Source organism: Macrococcus sp. PK, from assembly GCF_022501545.1.
In the GTDB taxonomy this organism is placed as follows: domain Bacteria; phylum Bacillota; class Bacilli; order Staphylococcales; family Staphylococcaceae; genus Macrococcoides; species Macrococcoides epidermidis.
Genome location: NZ_JAEPRF010000006.1, coordinates 161,134 through 174,327 on the forward strand (window position 1 = coordinate 161,134; position 13,194 = coordinate 174,327).

Consider the following 13,194-nt stretch of genomic DNA (forward strand, 5'->3'; position numbering starts at 1 on the left):
TATAGTTAAGCCATAAAAGGCATTACAAAAATATTATCGATTTTTTCTTTCACTTCAGGATCATTTGACTGCGAATATAGTTGCTTAAGTTCATTTTGTCTTGCAACACATTCAGTAAGTACTTGATATTGCGTTTGTTGGAAAGGTGATGCTAAATAACGATAGAATAATGCACTTAATAAATCGGTTGAGAGCACATATCGATCTTTATTGCTATCATCCACCATATCCTGCATGCGCATACTTGTGTCAATCGCAAGTATCGCACATTTCGTTTGATCATCAAGATCTAACAATTTCGTTTGTGCTAATATATCCTGGTTGACTTGTATCATTTCGAAAAAGGGATATCGCTTCTTTAATTGGTCAATATCGTTTAGGAATCTTTCATAAAAGCTCATCGTCTTTACCTCTATCGTTTATTCTTTTTCTATTATAACTTAATAATAGAAAATTTAAACAAGATTAAACCGATTAGGACAAAAATAAAAAGCCCTATTCGGGCTTTTTATAACACAATTATTTAACTGCGTCTTTTAATGCTTTACCAGCTTTAAATGCTGGGACTTTACTAGCTGGAATATCGATTTCTTTACCAGTTTGTGGGTTACGACCCTTACGAGCAGCACGTTCACGAACTTCAAAGTTACCAAAACCGATTAATTGTACTTTCTCACCATTTGATAATGATTTTTGAATTGATTCAAAAACAGCATCAACAGCTAAACCTGCTTCTTTTTTAGTTAAGTTAGCACTTTCTGAAACCGCATTGATTAAGTCTGTTTTATTCACGTCAATTCACCTCCCCAAAGGTTATGTAAATGATACGAAAGTATCATTCTGTAATGACTTTAACATAATAAACGTTGTCACTGCAACGATTAATACAAAAAAATGAATAAATTTTTCATTTTAATGCTGAACTGTTCTGAAAATTGGTTCATTTTTCTCATTTATTGTATATGGAACAGAATATGCTGGTAATACTGGAGAATCCTTGTAAAGAATGTATCTGATATCTGTACCTTTCTTTAACTTAAGATTATTTTCATTAATCTTTTTACCAAGATCAATCGTATAATCGATTTTAAATTCATTACCACCATTAATATATATCGGTAGACTTTCATCACTATATGGACTTTTTACTGTTGGATACTTTTTTAGTCCGTATTTTTTATAGTCTATCTTATAAAGGTTCGGTCCAATTTTTTTGCCTAAAGCAAGCGTATCCGATTTTGTCTCAAGTCGTATCCTTAAATTTTTCAAAGCTTCAGAAGTTCTTAAGTCGATTAATTTAACAGTAGGATTTTTTTCTACATCCATTAAAACGTATTGATAGTAGCCTCCCATTTCAAAAGAACTTCCTGGTAATTGTGATAAATATTTTGGTTTTAATTTTTCAAAATCGACTGGATGTTTTAAATAAATCTCATAAGACATATCTCTTTCTTTAATCGGGAGTAAACCTCCACTATCTTTTTGATAGCTATCGACAGCACTTTGTACCATTTTTAATTGATCTTCAGGCGCTACTTGATTTTGAGCAAGTTCTTCTTTCGGATACATACAACCTGATAAGATAAATGATACTACAAGCAATAATCCAATAATTCTTTTACCCATGGCTTGACCCACCTAACACGACAAACATGAGTAATGCACTTATAATGAGCGCAATATAAGCTAAGCCGGTAACAATTACATTTAAAATTTTATTTTTTACTTTAAAACGCGCTACGTAAATTAACATCATAGCAAGTAACATAAGACCTAATGAATAAAAAGAAACCCACATTAGGTCCATTTTAGATATATTGAACATAATTTCCCTCTATTCATTCTTTTTTTCTCGGCTCATGAGTTCCATGACACCCGTATTAACATCTAATCCTTCAAATAATAATTTATAGAGCGCAGAAGTTATCGGCATTTCAACATTAAAAGCTTTAGACATTTCATAAGCTGCTTCAGTAGTTCTAACACCTTCAACAACCATCCCCATCTGAGCTAATGCTTCATCTAGAGTAGCTCCTTTACCAAGCATATTCCCGCACTTCCAGTTACGTGAATGTACTGATGTACATGTTACAATTAAATCTCCAATTCCAGCTAAACCTAAAAATGTCATTGGATCTGCACCCATCTTAGTACCAAGTCTCGTAATTTCCGCTAAACCACGTGTCATAAGTGCAGCTTTAGCATTATCACCATAACCTAAACCATCTGTAATACCTGCTGCTAATGCAATAATATTTTTTAAGGCACCACCGATTTCTACACCGATTAAATCATCGTTAGTGTATACTCTAAAATATTCATTCATAAATAAATCCTGTGCGATACGAGCAACAGATATATCTTTTGATGCAACTGCTACCGTTGTCGGTTGTTTAACGGCGACTTCCTCTGCATGACTTGGACCACTTAATACACCTACACCTTTTAATAGCGCAGTATTCATTTCCTCTTCAATCATTTCAGAGATACGTTTAAAAGTTAAAGGTTCGATACCCTTGGAAACATGTATGATTATTTTTGGTGCTTCACTTACATCATTGATTTGAGCCGTTACAGAACGTATCGCTTTTGTCGGAACAGCTAAAATTAATATTTCAGCATGATGCACTGCTTGTTTCAAATCAGTTGTTGCTTTTAAAGAGTTATTCAATTGTGCCGCAGGTAAATATTTATGATTCGTATGTTGTTCATTTAATTCATTAATTGTCGCTTCAGTTTTACCCCACATCAGACAATTATGACCGTTATCAGCGAGGACATTTGCTAGTGCAGTACCCCAGCTTCCGGTACCAATTACAGAAACGTTTGTCATTAATTACACCCCTTAGTTTCGTTTGCGGGCAATAATATGAACTGGTGTGCCCTCAAATCCAAATGCTGCTCTTATTCTATTTTCAAGGAATCGTTTATATGAGAAATGCATCATTTCTACATCATTTACAAAAACAACAAATGTCGGTGGTTCGATAGCAACTTGAGTTGAATAGAATATATTTAATCGACTGCCATTATGTGTTGGCGTTGGATTCATCGCAACAGCATCTGTTATAACTTCATTTAAAGTACTACTTTGAACACGTTTACGGTGATTTTCACCTGCTTCATTGATGAATGGGAATAATGTTTTTAATCGTTTACCTTCAAGTGCAGAAACGAACGCAATTCGCGCATAATCTAAAAATTGGAAGTTCTCTCTCACTTTATCTTCAAATTTCTTCATCGTTTTAGAATCTTTTTCGACGGTATCCCATTTATTCACAACGATGACAACTGCTTTACCTGCTTCATGTGCATAGCCCGCAATTTTCTTATCCTGCTCGATAATACCTGTATCAGCATCAAGCACGACTAACACAACATTTGATCTTTCTATCGCTTTTAAAGCTCTCAGTACTGAATAACGTTCAGTTGTTTCATATACTTTACCTTTTTTACGCATACCAGCAGTATCAATCATAACGTATTCCTGATCTTCAAATGTATAAACCGTGTCAATTGCATCACGTGTTGTTCCTGCAATAGGTGATACGATTACACGTTCTTCACCTAATATTGCATTAATTAAACTAGATTTACCTACATTTGGGCGACCAATTAAAGAGAATTTAATGACATTATCATCATATTCCTCTTCAGGTTGTTCAGGGAAATGTTTACTAGCTTCATCTAATAAATCACCGATACCTAGCCCGTGAGAGCCCGAAATTGGGAAGGGTTCTCCAAATCCTAATGAATAAAACTCATATATATCAGAACGCATTTCAGGATTATCAATTTTATTAACCGCAAGCACGACTGGTTTACTTGATTTGAATAATAATTTTGCAACAAATTCATCTTCAATCGTAATACCATCACGTCCATTGACCATAAATATGATGACATCTGCCTCATCGATTGCAATCTCAGCTTGTGCGCGAATTTGTTCCTGGAATGGTTCGTCTCCAAGTTCTATACCGCCTGTATCAATAATGTTAAATTCATGCGTCAACCATTCTCCGCTTGAATAAATTCTATCTCTCGTAATCCCCGGCGTATCTTCTACAATTGAAACACGCTCTCCTATAATCCTATTAAAAATTGTAGATTTCCCGACATTCGCTCGGCCTACAATTGCTATTGTTGGTTTTGTCAATTTAGTTCTTCCTCTCAAATAATATCTGTTCTATTTTAACACAGAAAGTGTGTTTATCAAATCGATATAAAAAATGCCGATATGTATACAGTATAATCTGTATACATATCGACATGTATTTTACATATTATAAATTTAAACCTTTAAATTTATCTCCGAAAACATCACCTAAAGTTGGTGCGTCTTCATCCGTTGTAGTTTGATTATTTAAATAAGAAGTATCAAAGTCTTCAGTTTGTTCTTCAGTTGCTTTAATTGATAATCCAATACGTTTTTCATCTTTATTAATATCTAAGATTTTAACTTTAACTTTTTGACCAGCTTCTAATACTTCATTTGGATTTCCGATATGTTCATGGCTAATTTGTGAAATATGAACAAGACCTTGTAAACCTTTGTCAATCTCAACAAATGCACCGAAGTTCGCTAAACGCATTACTTCACCTTCAACCACATCTCCAACTTTGAATTTTTCATCAATTGTTTCAAATGGCCCAGGTAAAGCAGCTTTAATTGATAATGACACACGTTCATTTTCTGGATCAACACTTAAAATTTTAACTTTTACTTTATCACCTACTGATAATGCATCTTCTACTTTATCAATATGGTCATGTGTAATTTGAGAAATATGAACTAAACCATCTACATCGCCAATATCAACGAAAGCACCGAAATTTGTCATGCGAAGCACTTCACCTTCAACCACTGCACCTTCTTCTAGATTTTGTAGACGTTCTGATTTTAAAGCTTTGTTTTCTTCAGCTTCAATCACTTTATGATTTAAGATTACTCTATTTTTTTCTTGATCTAACTCTTCAATTTTTAATGTTAATACTTTTCCAACATAATCAGAGAAATCTTCAATATAGCTTGTAGAAATTAATGATGCCGGGATGAATCCACGTAAACCAACATCTACAACTAATCCACCTTTAACAGCTTCTTTAACTTCAGCTTCTAAAGTTTCTCCATTCTCAAACTTTTGTTGTAAGGTTTCGAATGATTCAGATTCATCTAATTTACGTTTAGATAAAATGTAGTGACCATCTTCTTCTTTGTCTTCAATCTTAGTCACATATGCTTCAATTTCATCGCCAACTTTTACAACATCTTCCGCATTTTCAACGCGTAAGCTTGATAATTGACTGATTGGAATGATTCCATCATATTTAGCACCATCTAATTGTAATACAACATGTTTCTCTTCAATTGATTGAACAGTGCCTTTTACTTTGTCACCTTCATTAATTTCTAAAATCATGTTTTCGTTAAATTCTTCTGTCATTAGGAACGCCTCCTCAAAGTTTACAGCTTATAGCTTATAATAAACTTCTTATAAATCGACGATAAAGTCAAGAAATTCGCTTTATTTATCGATAATTTCACGTGCTAATGTAATGATGTTATCTTTCACCGCTTCTATCGTCATACCAGTTGTATCAATTTCAATCGCATCATTCGCTTTAACTAAAGGTGAAATTTCGCGTGTCATGTCGAGATGATCACGACGTTCCATGTCTTTAACGAGATCTTCGAAATTTGCTTCAATGCCACGCTGCTGATTATCTTTAAGTCTTCTTTCAGCACGTTCAGTTACAGACGCTATCATATATACCTTAAGTTCCGCATCTGGGATAACATGCGTACCGATATCACGACCATCCATCACAACACCCTTTGCAGCTGTCATTTCCTGCTGTATACCCACAAGTTTCTCTCTTACAGCTTTTTGACTTGCAACATGACTTACATTTAAAGTTACATCATTTTCTCGAATGCGTTCTGAAACATCTTCTCCATTTAAATAAATTTTTTGACCGTTATCATTGACAATTTTTAAATTTATATTTTGGACAAGTGTTTCAAAATCTACTTCAGGTTGTGCTAAATGTGCAAGTGTTATAGCACGATACATCGCACCTGTATCGACATAAACCATGCCAAGTTCAGATGCGACAAGTTTTGCAATGGTACTTTTACCAGCTGCAGCAGGACCATCCACTGCAATATTTATCTTTTTCATCTTATTACCTACCTTGTCGTTTAATCTTAATTATTTTATCATAGTAGTTATACGTTGTATATTTGGAGGATAAATATGAAAAATATTCTTGTGATGCATACTGGTGGTACAATCAGTATGTCTGAAAATGCTGAAGGATTTGTTACAACAAATGATGTTAATCCTATGTCAAATATCCAGTTGGATACCTATGCAAATATTACTGAAATCCACCCTTTTCAAGTGCCATCTCCACACATCACTATTCAACATATGAATGAATTAAGAAAAAAGATCATTCAGGAAATCTATAACGAGAATTATGATGGTATTGTAATCACTCATGGTACTGATACATTAGAAGAAACAGCATATTTTCTGGATTTAACACTGAATGTAAGTATTCCGGTCATATTAACTGGTGCAATGCGCTCTTCAAATGAGATTGGATCAGATGGATTATATAACTATATTTCTGCGATAAAAGTCGCATGTCATGAAGCAAGTCAAAATAAAGGCGTATTAGTCGTATTTAACGATGAAATTCATAGCGCCACAAACGTCACTAAAACACACACATCTAACACGAGTACGTTCCAGAGTCCCAATTACGGACCTCTCGGTATTGTTACTAAAAACAATGTTTATTTTCACCACTTACCGATACTCAATCATCCACTTGTAAAAGTAGATGAAACAAAGAAAGTTGGATTAATTAAGGCACATAGCGACCTTGATGAAGCATTGCTTTCTTTCTTTGTAGATAAAAACTACGATGGCTTAGTAATTGAAGCACTTGGTCAAGGCAATTTACCACCTTCAAGTTTAGCCGGCATCAATAAACTGATTGATGCAAAAATCCCAGTAGTACTTGTATCTCGCTGTTTTAACGGCATAGCAAGTAATACATATCACTATGAGGGTGGCGGCTATGAATTAAAAGAAAAAGGACTTATTTTCTCGAATGGATTAAACGGCCAGAAAGCAAGACTTAAACTTTTGATAGCTTTAAGCAATAATTTAGACCAGGAAGCATTAAATACTTATTTCAGCAAATAAAAATAGGACATCACTGTCCTATTTTTATTTTGACTTTTTATAAATAATGCTTTCTGCGATCATGCCACCGTGAAATTTACCATTCTCAATGAAAATAGTATTCGCATCATTCCCCGCTGCAATTACGCCTGCGATATATAGATTTTCTATACTTGTTTCCATTGTTTCGCGATCATAAAATGGTGCTGTACCAAATTCATTTGTCACCAGTTCAATGCCCATTGATGCTAAAAATTCATAGTCAGGATGATAACCGATCATTGCAAATACTGTATCATTTTTTACAGTTATTTCACCGTTAGGCGTATTAATCGTAACACTAGTTTCATCAATATCTTTCACACAACTATCAAAATATAGCTTAATTTTTTCATGATTAACAAGAGATTCATAAAGCGGTAAAATCCACGGTTTCACACTTTTAGAATAAGTACTTCCTCTATACACTGCAGTAACGCGAGCACCCGCTTTCTCAAGTTCTAGTGCAGCATCTATCGCAGAATTCTTTCCGCCAATAATGAGGACATCCTGATCAAAATATGGATGTGCCTCCTTAAAATAGTGATGAACTTTTGATAAGTCACTTCCTGGTACGTCGAGTGTATTATGTTGTCCATAGTAACCAGTTGCAACCGTTACATATGTACATTCATATGTTGATTTCGTTGTACTTACGATGAAGCTATCATTCATCTTCTCAACCTTTAATACTTCTTCATTCGCATGTATTGTTAAATCGTGGTGCTTAACCACTTCGCGATAATAAACTAAAGCCTGATTTCTTTTAGGCTTATGTTCTTCAACAATAAATGGTACATCACCGATGCCTAGTTTTTCACTTGTCGAGAAGAAAGTTTGATGGGTTGGATAATTGTAGATTGCTTCTACCACATTTCCTTTTTCAATGACGATGTTTTCAATACCAGCTTTTTTTTGTTCAATACTCGCTGATAACCCACAAGGACCTGCGCCAATAATTATACTTTCAATCTTAATCACTCTTTTCACCTTCCGAAAAAAAGAGACTCAATTTAGAGTCCCCTTTAATTAATTATCTTCCTGAATATCTAATACTTTAAATCCATTTTGCTTTAAATATTTAGTAAACTTCTTGATATTTTTATGATCTTCAACTTTAACAATCATTCTGCGATGCATTTTGTCTGTTTCATCAAATGTTACAAACGAAATGGCATTTAATTTAAATTTAGATAAAGCTGAAGCAAGACGTTTAATACGTCCTTCTGCATCAATAGAAGTAATCGCGATACGAACACCAGGTTTACTCATACCAAATGCAGATTTAAATTGTTCCATAACGTCATAACGTGTTACAACACCTAAAAATTCTTTGCGATCATTGATAATACTCAAAATTGGAAAATCCTGTAATGTTAAGAATGATTCTTCAAAGAAAGTTGTGTCATTCACACTATATTCGTCTAAAGTTAAGATTTCACCGATTTTAGTTTCTTCCATAAATTCATCACGTAATTTCGGTGTTTTCATAAAGAAGAAATGTCTAAATATGTCGTATTTCGTTGCTGTACCTAGATATTTTCCTTCTTCTACTACAGGCATACCATCAATACCATGATGTTCTAATTTATCCAAAACACTTTTAATTGTGTCATTTGGATTTGCTACGTAACATTTTTCTTTCGGAATCATTATCGTTTTTAAATACATAAATCCATCCCCTTTGTATATAGTTATTCTGGTATTACTAAAGTTTGACCTGCAGAAAGATTGTTACCAGAAATGCCGTTTGCTCTTCTGATTTTCTCAACGTTTTCCGGAGATCCACTTCCATAATATTTAATTGCTATACGGTATAAGTTTTCTTTTGCACCAACAACATGTGATGCACCACCATTTGTTCCCGTATTATTTGAAGAAGTAGCATTATCAGCATTGTTGTTTGTAGTTGAATTACTATTGTTTGTTGATGCATCGTTATTGTTTGTTAATGCTGCATTATTATTAGTTGATGTATTGCTATCATTTGAATTTGTAGCAGTATCTTCAGTGCTTTCTTTCTCTGCTACTGCACTTTCTGTCGTAGCATCTTCCGTCGTTTTATTATTTTCTTCTGCCACTTTTTCTTCTGATGCTTTTTCTTCTGTTGATTTAGTTGCTGCAGTTTTATCTTTATTTTCTTTACCTTTGTTAACAACAACTTCTTCTGTTTTAGGTTTACCTTCATCCTGATTATTAATAAAGTTACTTAATAAGAAAATAATAGGAATCAACAATAATATCGCTGCAAGAAACGGTAGATACTTCTTCATTCCATTACCATCATCTTCTTTTTTGTCTTCAATCTCTTTATGGTCATGCTGCTTTTTATTAGCTGATGTTGCAGCTGCGGCAGTACCTGTTGCACCCGCACCAACTACCGCTGCACCTGCAGCAGCTTTTTTCTTCTTATTATTAGATTCTTTTTGTGATACTTCCTTTTCTGTCTGTTGCTGAGCTGTATTTTTATTGCCATGAATTCCACTTTTATTTGAAGCAACATTTCCAACTACGCTTCCGCCAACACCTGTAGCTGATGCGATAATTGAGCGATCTCTTTTTTTATTTTCTTTTACCGCTTCTTCCTTAGTTTCAACAGTATTTTTATCTGTTTGCGCATCATAAGTTACTTTTTCATCGGGTTGAATTGATTTTTCACGGTTTTTTCTTTCCTGTGAACGATTTCTTCTTGAAGCGCCGCGTGGTGGAAAAATTTCATTTGATTCAGCTTTATTTGCTTGATTACTATCAACTTTATCATCATTAACTGTTTCATTTTCAACAGTTTGATCTTGGTCTGTCAATTCATGGCTTTCACGTTCAATTTTTTGTTTACTCTTTTCAAATTCATCTTTGAAATTATCTCTTGACACAATATCCACCTACTTAATTATAATTTTAATAATACATACTTATTATAGACAAAATATGCTCCTTAAGTAAAGACATATAAATCATTAAACAGTTGATTTAGAAGCGTTTTTCCGAACTTTTTTTGAACATGATAATTTTGCTGTTCAAAGAAGATTTTAACTTGTTCATTGCATTGCGCACAACTTTTACACTTTAATATATTATCATGCTTTATATTTTTTAAATCTCTTACATTTTGTTTGTTTAAACTGGATTGATTTAATTTTTGTGTGAAACAGTTTTTTTCATTAATGTATTCAATCATTTGTGTCAATGCTGTTCGCTTCATATACTGGTGTTGCCTAATTTTTCGTAATATTTCTTCTCTGTTATACTTTGCTGAAAGTATATTCATTAATTCCTGCTTTTCTTCAGTTAGTGCTGCACCTTGAAAATATAAATCTATCTCAGTATGCATCAATTCATTTAATTCATTAAGACGGTATGGAAGAATCTCATCATTTGGACTATATAATAATATAGATTGTGATAATTCACCATCTCTCCCTCCTCTACCTATCTCCTGAATAAACTGAAAAATAGATTTAGGCATATGATAATGTATTACTGTTCTAATATTTGATTTATTAACACCCATACCAAATGCATTCGTCGCACAAATCACCTGTATTTCATCATTCATAAAGCGTTGTTGTACTGACATTCTTTCTTCATATTGCATATCTGCATGATAGCGTTCTACCATTATCCCTTGTTCTAAAAGATATCTATACACGTATTCAACTTGTTTCTTTGAAGAAAAATAAATAACAGTTGCAGCAGATGCTTTTAAAGTTTCTAAAATAAAGGACAGTTTGTCTGCATCATCATTTGTATTTACTACGGATAAAAAGATATTCTCTCTTTCCGTTAAATAATCCATTACTGTTAATTTTCTTTTAATAACGTGCTGAATATCATATATCACTTGATCGTTTGCAGTGGCAGTTAATGCAATAACCTGTGCATCATAATAAGACACAATTTCATCAATCATCAAATAATGGGGGCGGAATTCATACCCCCATTCAGAGATACAATGTGCCTCATCTATTACAATTGCTTCGCAACGATAGTGCTTTAAATAATTCAGACCATTTGTAACCAGCCATTCAGGTGAACAATATATAAAATCATATGTCTCAATACGAGATAGTAATAATTGTTTGTCCATATCATCTAACTGACTATGTATACAGCATGCTTTGATCTTTTTTTGTTTAAGCTGCATAACCTGATCTTCCATTAATGCAATTAATGGCGATATGACTATGGTCTTTTTATTATTTACCAGCATCGGCAATTGGAAAGTTAGAGATTTCCCAGAACCTGTAGGTAGTAAAGCTAGTACATCTTTACCATCGAGAATCTTTTGTACAATTTCAACTTGATTTTCTCGTAAGCTTTCTATACCAAAAGTTTCTTGTAAAATTTTATTGATTGCATTCATTTGCATTGCTCCATTTTATATTTTACGATTGCGATTTTTAGTTTGAAATAATCCTTTATCGGCGAAATTTCATACAATGTCTTTAGTTTCCCGTATCGATTGTTTTCGATAATTTCTTTGATGGTTATATATTCTTGTTCTGATAGATAATTTGAAACATCCAGAGGATAGTCTTTAATCAATATTTCAATAATATGATCCTGTATCGTATGTATTCTTACTGATTTATTTCGCTGAATCATATCTATTGAGTCGCCATTAATTAATCGCCGATACGTATCACTCGTGTTGATATGCAGTGGCGTTCTGACATATAAATAACTTAATAACTTATATTCACGCGTCTTAAATGCATGAAGCATCAAATTCTTTTCGGTGATCATTTGTGATTTTATCTCATCAATACTTAAGTTAAATTGTTTAGATAATTGTTCATAACTATCAGGTCTTATTTGATGACCATGCAGAAAATGTATAAAATAACAGCTACCAGTTGATTTAAAGATATACTGCGATAAATCATCAACTTCCTGGGCTAAGTGAATAAATTGATCTTCTTTTTTAATTTTCGTAAATAGTTGCTTAACATGTTGTTGTATAAATAAACGATTTGAACTTGGTAAATAGTCAGAAGAATGATAGAGATATTCTGAAACTGTTTGAAGCAATAATACAAATGAAGAAAAAGATAGCTCACTTGCATAGTAAAAATATGGATATAGTTTGAGATTATTATTAATACTGATATTTTCCTCACTATCATTACGAACGAGTCGAGTGACAGCCTCAAATGAAACATTTGGATACAATTCATAAACTGGTAATAAATCCTGCATCACTGCGTCGAAATAAGTTTGCTGAGTTCTTGCACCAATTAATAATTTCCATAAACTTTTAACTGATTTGTCTGGTAAGTAATGCGACTTTATATAACGATTAATCGATTTCATTTTGTCACCCTGAAATATTTTTGTTGAAAATGTGCTTAACTATCACTAAAATAGTTATGTATGTTATAACTAGTGTAGCATGAAAGTGTGAGGAGGCGAAAAAATATGGCAGGTAAATATACGATCGTTGATATGGATACATGTATCGCTTGCGGTGCTTGTGGTGCAGCAGCACCTGATATATACGATTATGATGATGAAGGTATTGCCTATGTTATTTTAGATGATAACCAAGGAACTCAGGAAATACCGGAAGAATTAGAAGAAGATATGATCGATGCATTTGAAGGATGTCCCACTGATTCAATTAAAGTTGCAGATGAATCATTCGATGGCGACGCGCTTAAATTTGAATAATAATATTAAAAAGCTTGAAGTTCAAATTGTAGTGAACCCAAAAAGTTGAACTTTTTATTAAGCTACTTTCATTAAAGCAAGATTTCTGTATTCTACAGGAGTCTTGCTTTTTAATTTTCTCTTCTTTCTGACGAAATTATAATATTCCATATAATCATTAATTTCCTCTTCTAACTCATCATACGAATCAAATGATTCACCATAAAACATTTCTTGTTTCAATATTCCAAAGAAATTCTCCATTGGAGAATTATCTAGACAATTACCTTTTCTAGACATGCTTTGA

16 protein-coding genes are annotated in these 13,194 nt (G+C 33.2%); 2 read left to right on the forward strand and 14 right to left on the reverse strand.

Features of this window, described 5'->3' with window-relative positions:
• Nucleotides 1–5: 5 nt before the first annotated feature.
• The 8 genes from JJJ02_RS05555 to cmk form a co-directional block, all read right to left on the reverse strand.
• The gene (locus JJJ02_RS05555; RefSeq protein ID WP_239243029.1) at nucleotides 6–401 is read right to left on the reverse strand and encodes a hypothetical protein; all 396 of its coding nucleotides are present in this window, start codon (nucleotides 399–401) and stop codon (nucleotides 6–8) included.
• Nucleotides 402–519: 118 nt separating this feature from the next.
• Nucleotides 520–792, reverse strand: coding sequence for an HU family DNA-binding protein (locus JJJ02_RS05560; protein ID WP_096076444.1), 273 nt, complete (start codon nucleotides 790–792; stop codon nucleotides 520–522).
• 120 nt (nucleotides 793–912) lie between these two features.
• Nucleotides 913–1,626 (reverse strand): hypothetical protein, encoded by a 714-nt coding sequence (locus tag JJJ02_RS05565; protein ID WP_239243030.1) that lies wholly within the window; start codon nucleotides 1,624–1,626, stop codon nucleotides 913–915.
• Nucleotides 1,619–1,825 carry a DUF2768 family protein gene (locus JJJ02_RS05570; protein ID WP_099578261.1) on the reverse strand — a complete coding sequence of 69 codons (207 nt, stop codon included), beginning with the start codon at nucleotides 1,823–1,825 and terminating at the stop codon, nucleotides 1,619–1,621. Before JJJ02_RS05570 ends, JJJ02_RS05565 begins: the two co-directional genes overlap by 8 nt.
• 9 nt (nucleotides 1,826–1,834) lie before the next feature.
• Complete coding sequence (locus JJJ02_RS05575; protein ID WP_239243031.1) at nucleotides 1,835–2,833, reverse strand: NAD(P)H-dependent glycerol-3-phosphate dehydrogenase; 999 nt, start codon at nucleotides 2,831–2,833, stop codon at nucleotides 1,835–1,837.
• Nucleotides 2,834–2,845: 12 nt separating this feature from the next.
• Nucleotides 2,846–4,156 carry a ribosome biogenesis GTPase Der gene (gene der, locus JJJ02_RS05580; RefSeq protein WP_133423234.1) on the reverse strand — a complete coding sequence of 437 codons (1,311 nt, stop codon included), beginning with the start codon at nucleotides 4,154–4,156 and terminating at the stop codon, nucleotides 2,846–2,848.
• A 127-nt stretch (nucleotides 4,157–4,283) separates the two neighbouring features.
• Nucleotides 4,284–5,444 (reverse strand): 30S ribosomal protein S1, encoded by a 1,161-nt coding sequence (rpsA, locus tag JJJ02_RS05585; protein ID WP_239243032.1) that lies wholly within the window; start codon nucleotides 5,442–5,444, stop codon nucleotides 4,284–4,286.
• 81 nt (nucleotides 5,445–5,525) lie between these two features.
• Nucleotides 5,526–6,182 carry a (d)CMP kinase gene (gene cmk / locus JJJ02_RS05590; RefSeq protein WP_240837900.1) on the reverse strand — a complete coding sequence of 219 codons (657 nt, stop codon included), beginning with the start codon at nucleotides 6,180–6,182 and terminating at the stop codon, nucleotides 5,526–5,528.
• Between the two features lie 75 nt (nucleotides 6,183–6,257).
• On the opposite strand from cmk, the gene JJJ02_RS05595 reads away from it, so the two are divergent.
• Entirely contained in the window at nucleotides 6,258–7,220 is a 963-nt protein-coding gene (locus tag JJJ02_RS05595; RefSeq protein WP_239243034.1) for an asparaginase, read from the forward strand.
• A gap of 24 nt (nucleotides 7,221–7,244) precedes the next feature.
• On the opposite strand, the gene JJJ02_RS05600 is transcribed toward JJJ02_RS05595, so the two are convergent.
• The 5 genes from JJJ02_RS05600 to JJJ02_RS05620 all read right to left on the reverse strand — a co-directional run bounded on the left by JJJ02_RS05600 (nucleotide 7,245) and on the right by JJJ02_RS05620 (nucleotide 12,551).
• Complete coding sequence (locus JJJ02_RS05600) at nucleotides 7,245–8,219, reverse strand: YpdA family putative bacillithiol disulfide reductase (RefSeq protein ID WP_240837902.1); 975 nt, start codon at nucleotides 8,217–8,219, stop codon at nucleotides 7,245–7,247.
• A gap of 48 nt (nucleotides 8,220–8,267) precedes the next feature.
• Nucleotides 8,268–8,909, reverse strand: a complete 642-nt coding sequence (locus JJJ02_RS05605) for a CBS domain-containing protein (protein ID WP_133454872.1) — start codon at nucleotides 8,907–8,909, stop codon at nucleotides 8,268–8,270.
• A gap of 23 nt (nucleotides 8,910–8,932) precedes the next feature.
• Nucleotides 8,933–10,111 (reverse strand): LysM peptidoglycan-binding domain-containing protein, encoded by a 1,179-nt coding sequence (locus tag JJJ02_RS13435; RefSeq protein WP_240837904.1) that lies wholly within the window; start codon nucleotides 10,109–10,111, stop codon nucleotides 8,933–8,935.
• A gap of 62 nt (nucleotides 10,112–10,173) precedes the next feature.
• Nucleotides 10,174–11,601, reverse strand: a complete 1,428-nt coding sequence (locus JJJ02_RS05615) for a RecQ family ATP-dependent DNA helicase (protein WP_239243037.1) — start codon at nucleotides 11,599–11,601, stop codon at nucleotides 10,174–10,176.
• Nucleotides 11,598–12,551, reverse strand: a complete 954-nt coding sequence (locus JJJ02_RS05620) for a helix-turn-helix domain-containing protein (RefSeq protein ID WP_239243038.1) — start codon at nucleotides 12,549–12,551, stop codon at nucleotides 11,598–11,600. Before JJJ02_RS05620 ends, JJJ02_RS05615 begins: the two co-directional genes overlap by 4 nt.
• Nucleotides 12,552–12,656: 105 nt before the next feature.
• Here JJJ02_RS05620 and JJJ02_RS05625 point away from each other — a divergent pair, with 105 nt between their 5' ends.
• The gene (locus tag JJJ02_RS05625) at nucleotides 12,657–12,908 is read left to right on the forward strand and encodes a ferredoxin (protein ID WP_099578285.1); all 252 of its coding nucleotides are present in this window, start codon (nucleotides 12,657–12,659) and stop codon (nucleotides 12,906–12,908) included.
• A gap of 57 nt (nucleotides 12,909–12,965) precedes the next feature.
• On the opposite strand, the gene JJJ02_RS05630 is transcribed toward JJJ02_RS05625, so the two are convergent.
• Nucleotides 12,966–13,194: IS3 family transposase (locus JJJ02_RS05630; protein WP_240837646.1), on the reverse strand; the 229-nt coding region annotated here is incomplete at its 5' end.

Bases quoted from the DNA above. Each gene is read 5' to 3' on its own strand.
- JJJ02_RS05625 (WP_099578285.1), top strand. From the start codon at position 12,657: ATGGCAGGTAAATATACGATCGTTGATATGGATACATGTATCGCTTGC.
- JJJ02_RS05570 (WP_099578261.1), bottom strand. From the start codon at position 1,825: ATGTTCAATATATCTAAAATGGACCTAATGTGGGTTTCTTTTTATTCA.
- cmk (WP_240837900.1), bottom strand. From the start codon at position 6,182: ATGAAAAAGATAAATATTGCAGTGGATGGTCCTGCTGCAGCTGGTAAA.
- JJJ02_RS05555 (WP_239243029.1), bottom strand. From the start codon at position 401: ATGAGCTTTTATGAAAGATTCCTAAACGATATTGACCAATTAAAGAAG.
- JJJ02_RS05595 (WP_239243034.1), top strand. From the start codon at position 6,258: ATGAAAAATATTCTTGTGATGCATACTGGTGGTACAATCAGTATGTCT.
- JJJ02_RS05565 (WP_239243030.1), bottom strand. From the start codon at position 1,626: ATGGGTAAAAGAATTATTGGATTATTGCTTGTAGTATCATTTATCTTA.
- JJJ02_RS05620 (WP_239243038.1), bottom strand. From the start codon at position 12,551: ATGAAATCGATTAATCGTTATATAAAGTCGCATTACTTACCAGACAAA.
- JJJ02_RS05605 (WP_133454872.1), bottom strand. From the start codon at position 8,909: ATGTATTTAAAAACGATAATGATTCCGAAAGAAAAATGTTACGTAGCA.
- JJJ02_RS05575 (WP_239243031.1), bottom strand. From the start codon at position 2,833: ATGACAAACGTTTCTGTAATTGGTACCGGAAGCTGGGGTACTGCACTA.
- JJJ02_RS05615 (WP_239243037.1), bottom strand. From the start codon at position 11,601: ATGAATGCAATCAATAAAATTTTACAAGAAACTTTTGGTATAGAAAGC.
- rpsA (WP_239243032.1), bottom strand. From the start codon at position 5,444: ATGACAGAAGAATTTAACGAAAACATGATTTTAGAAATTAATGAAGGT.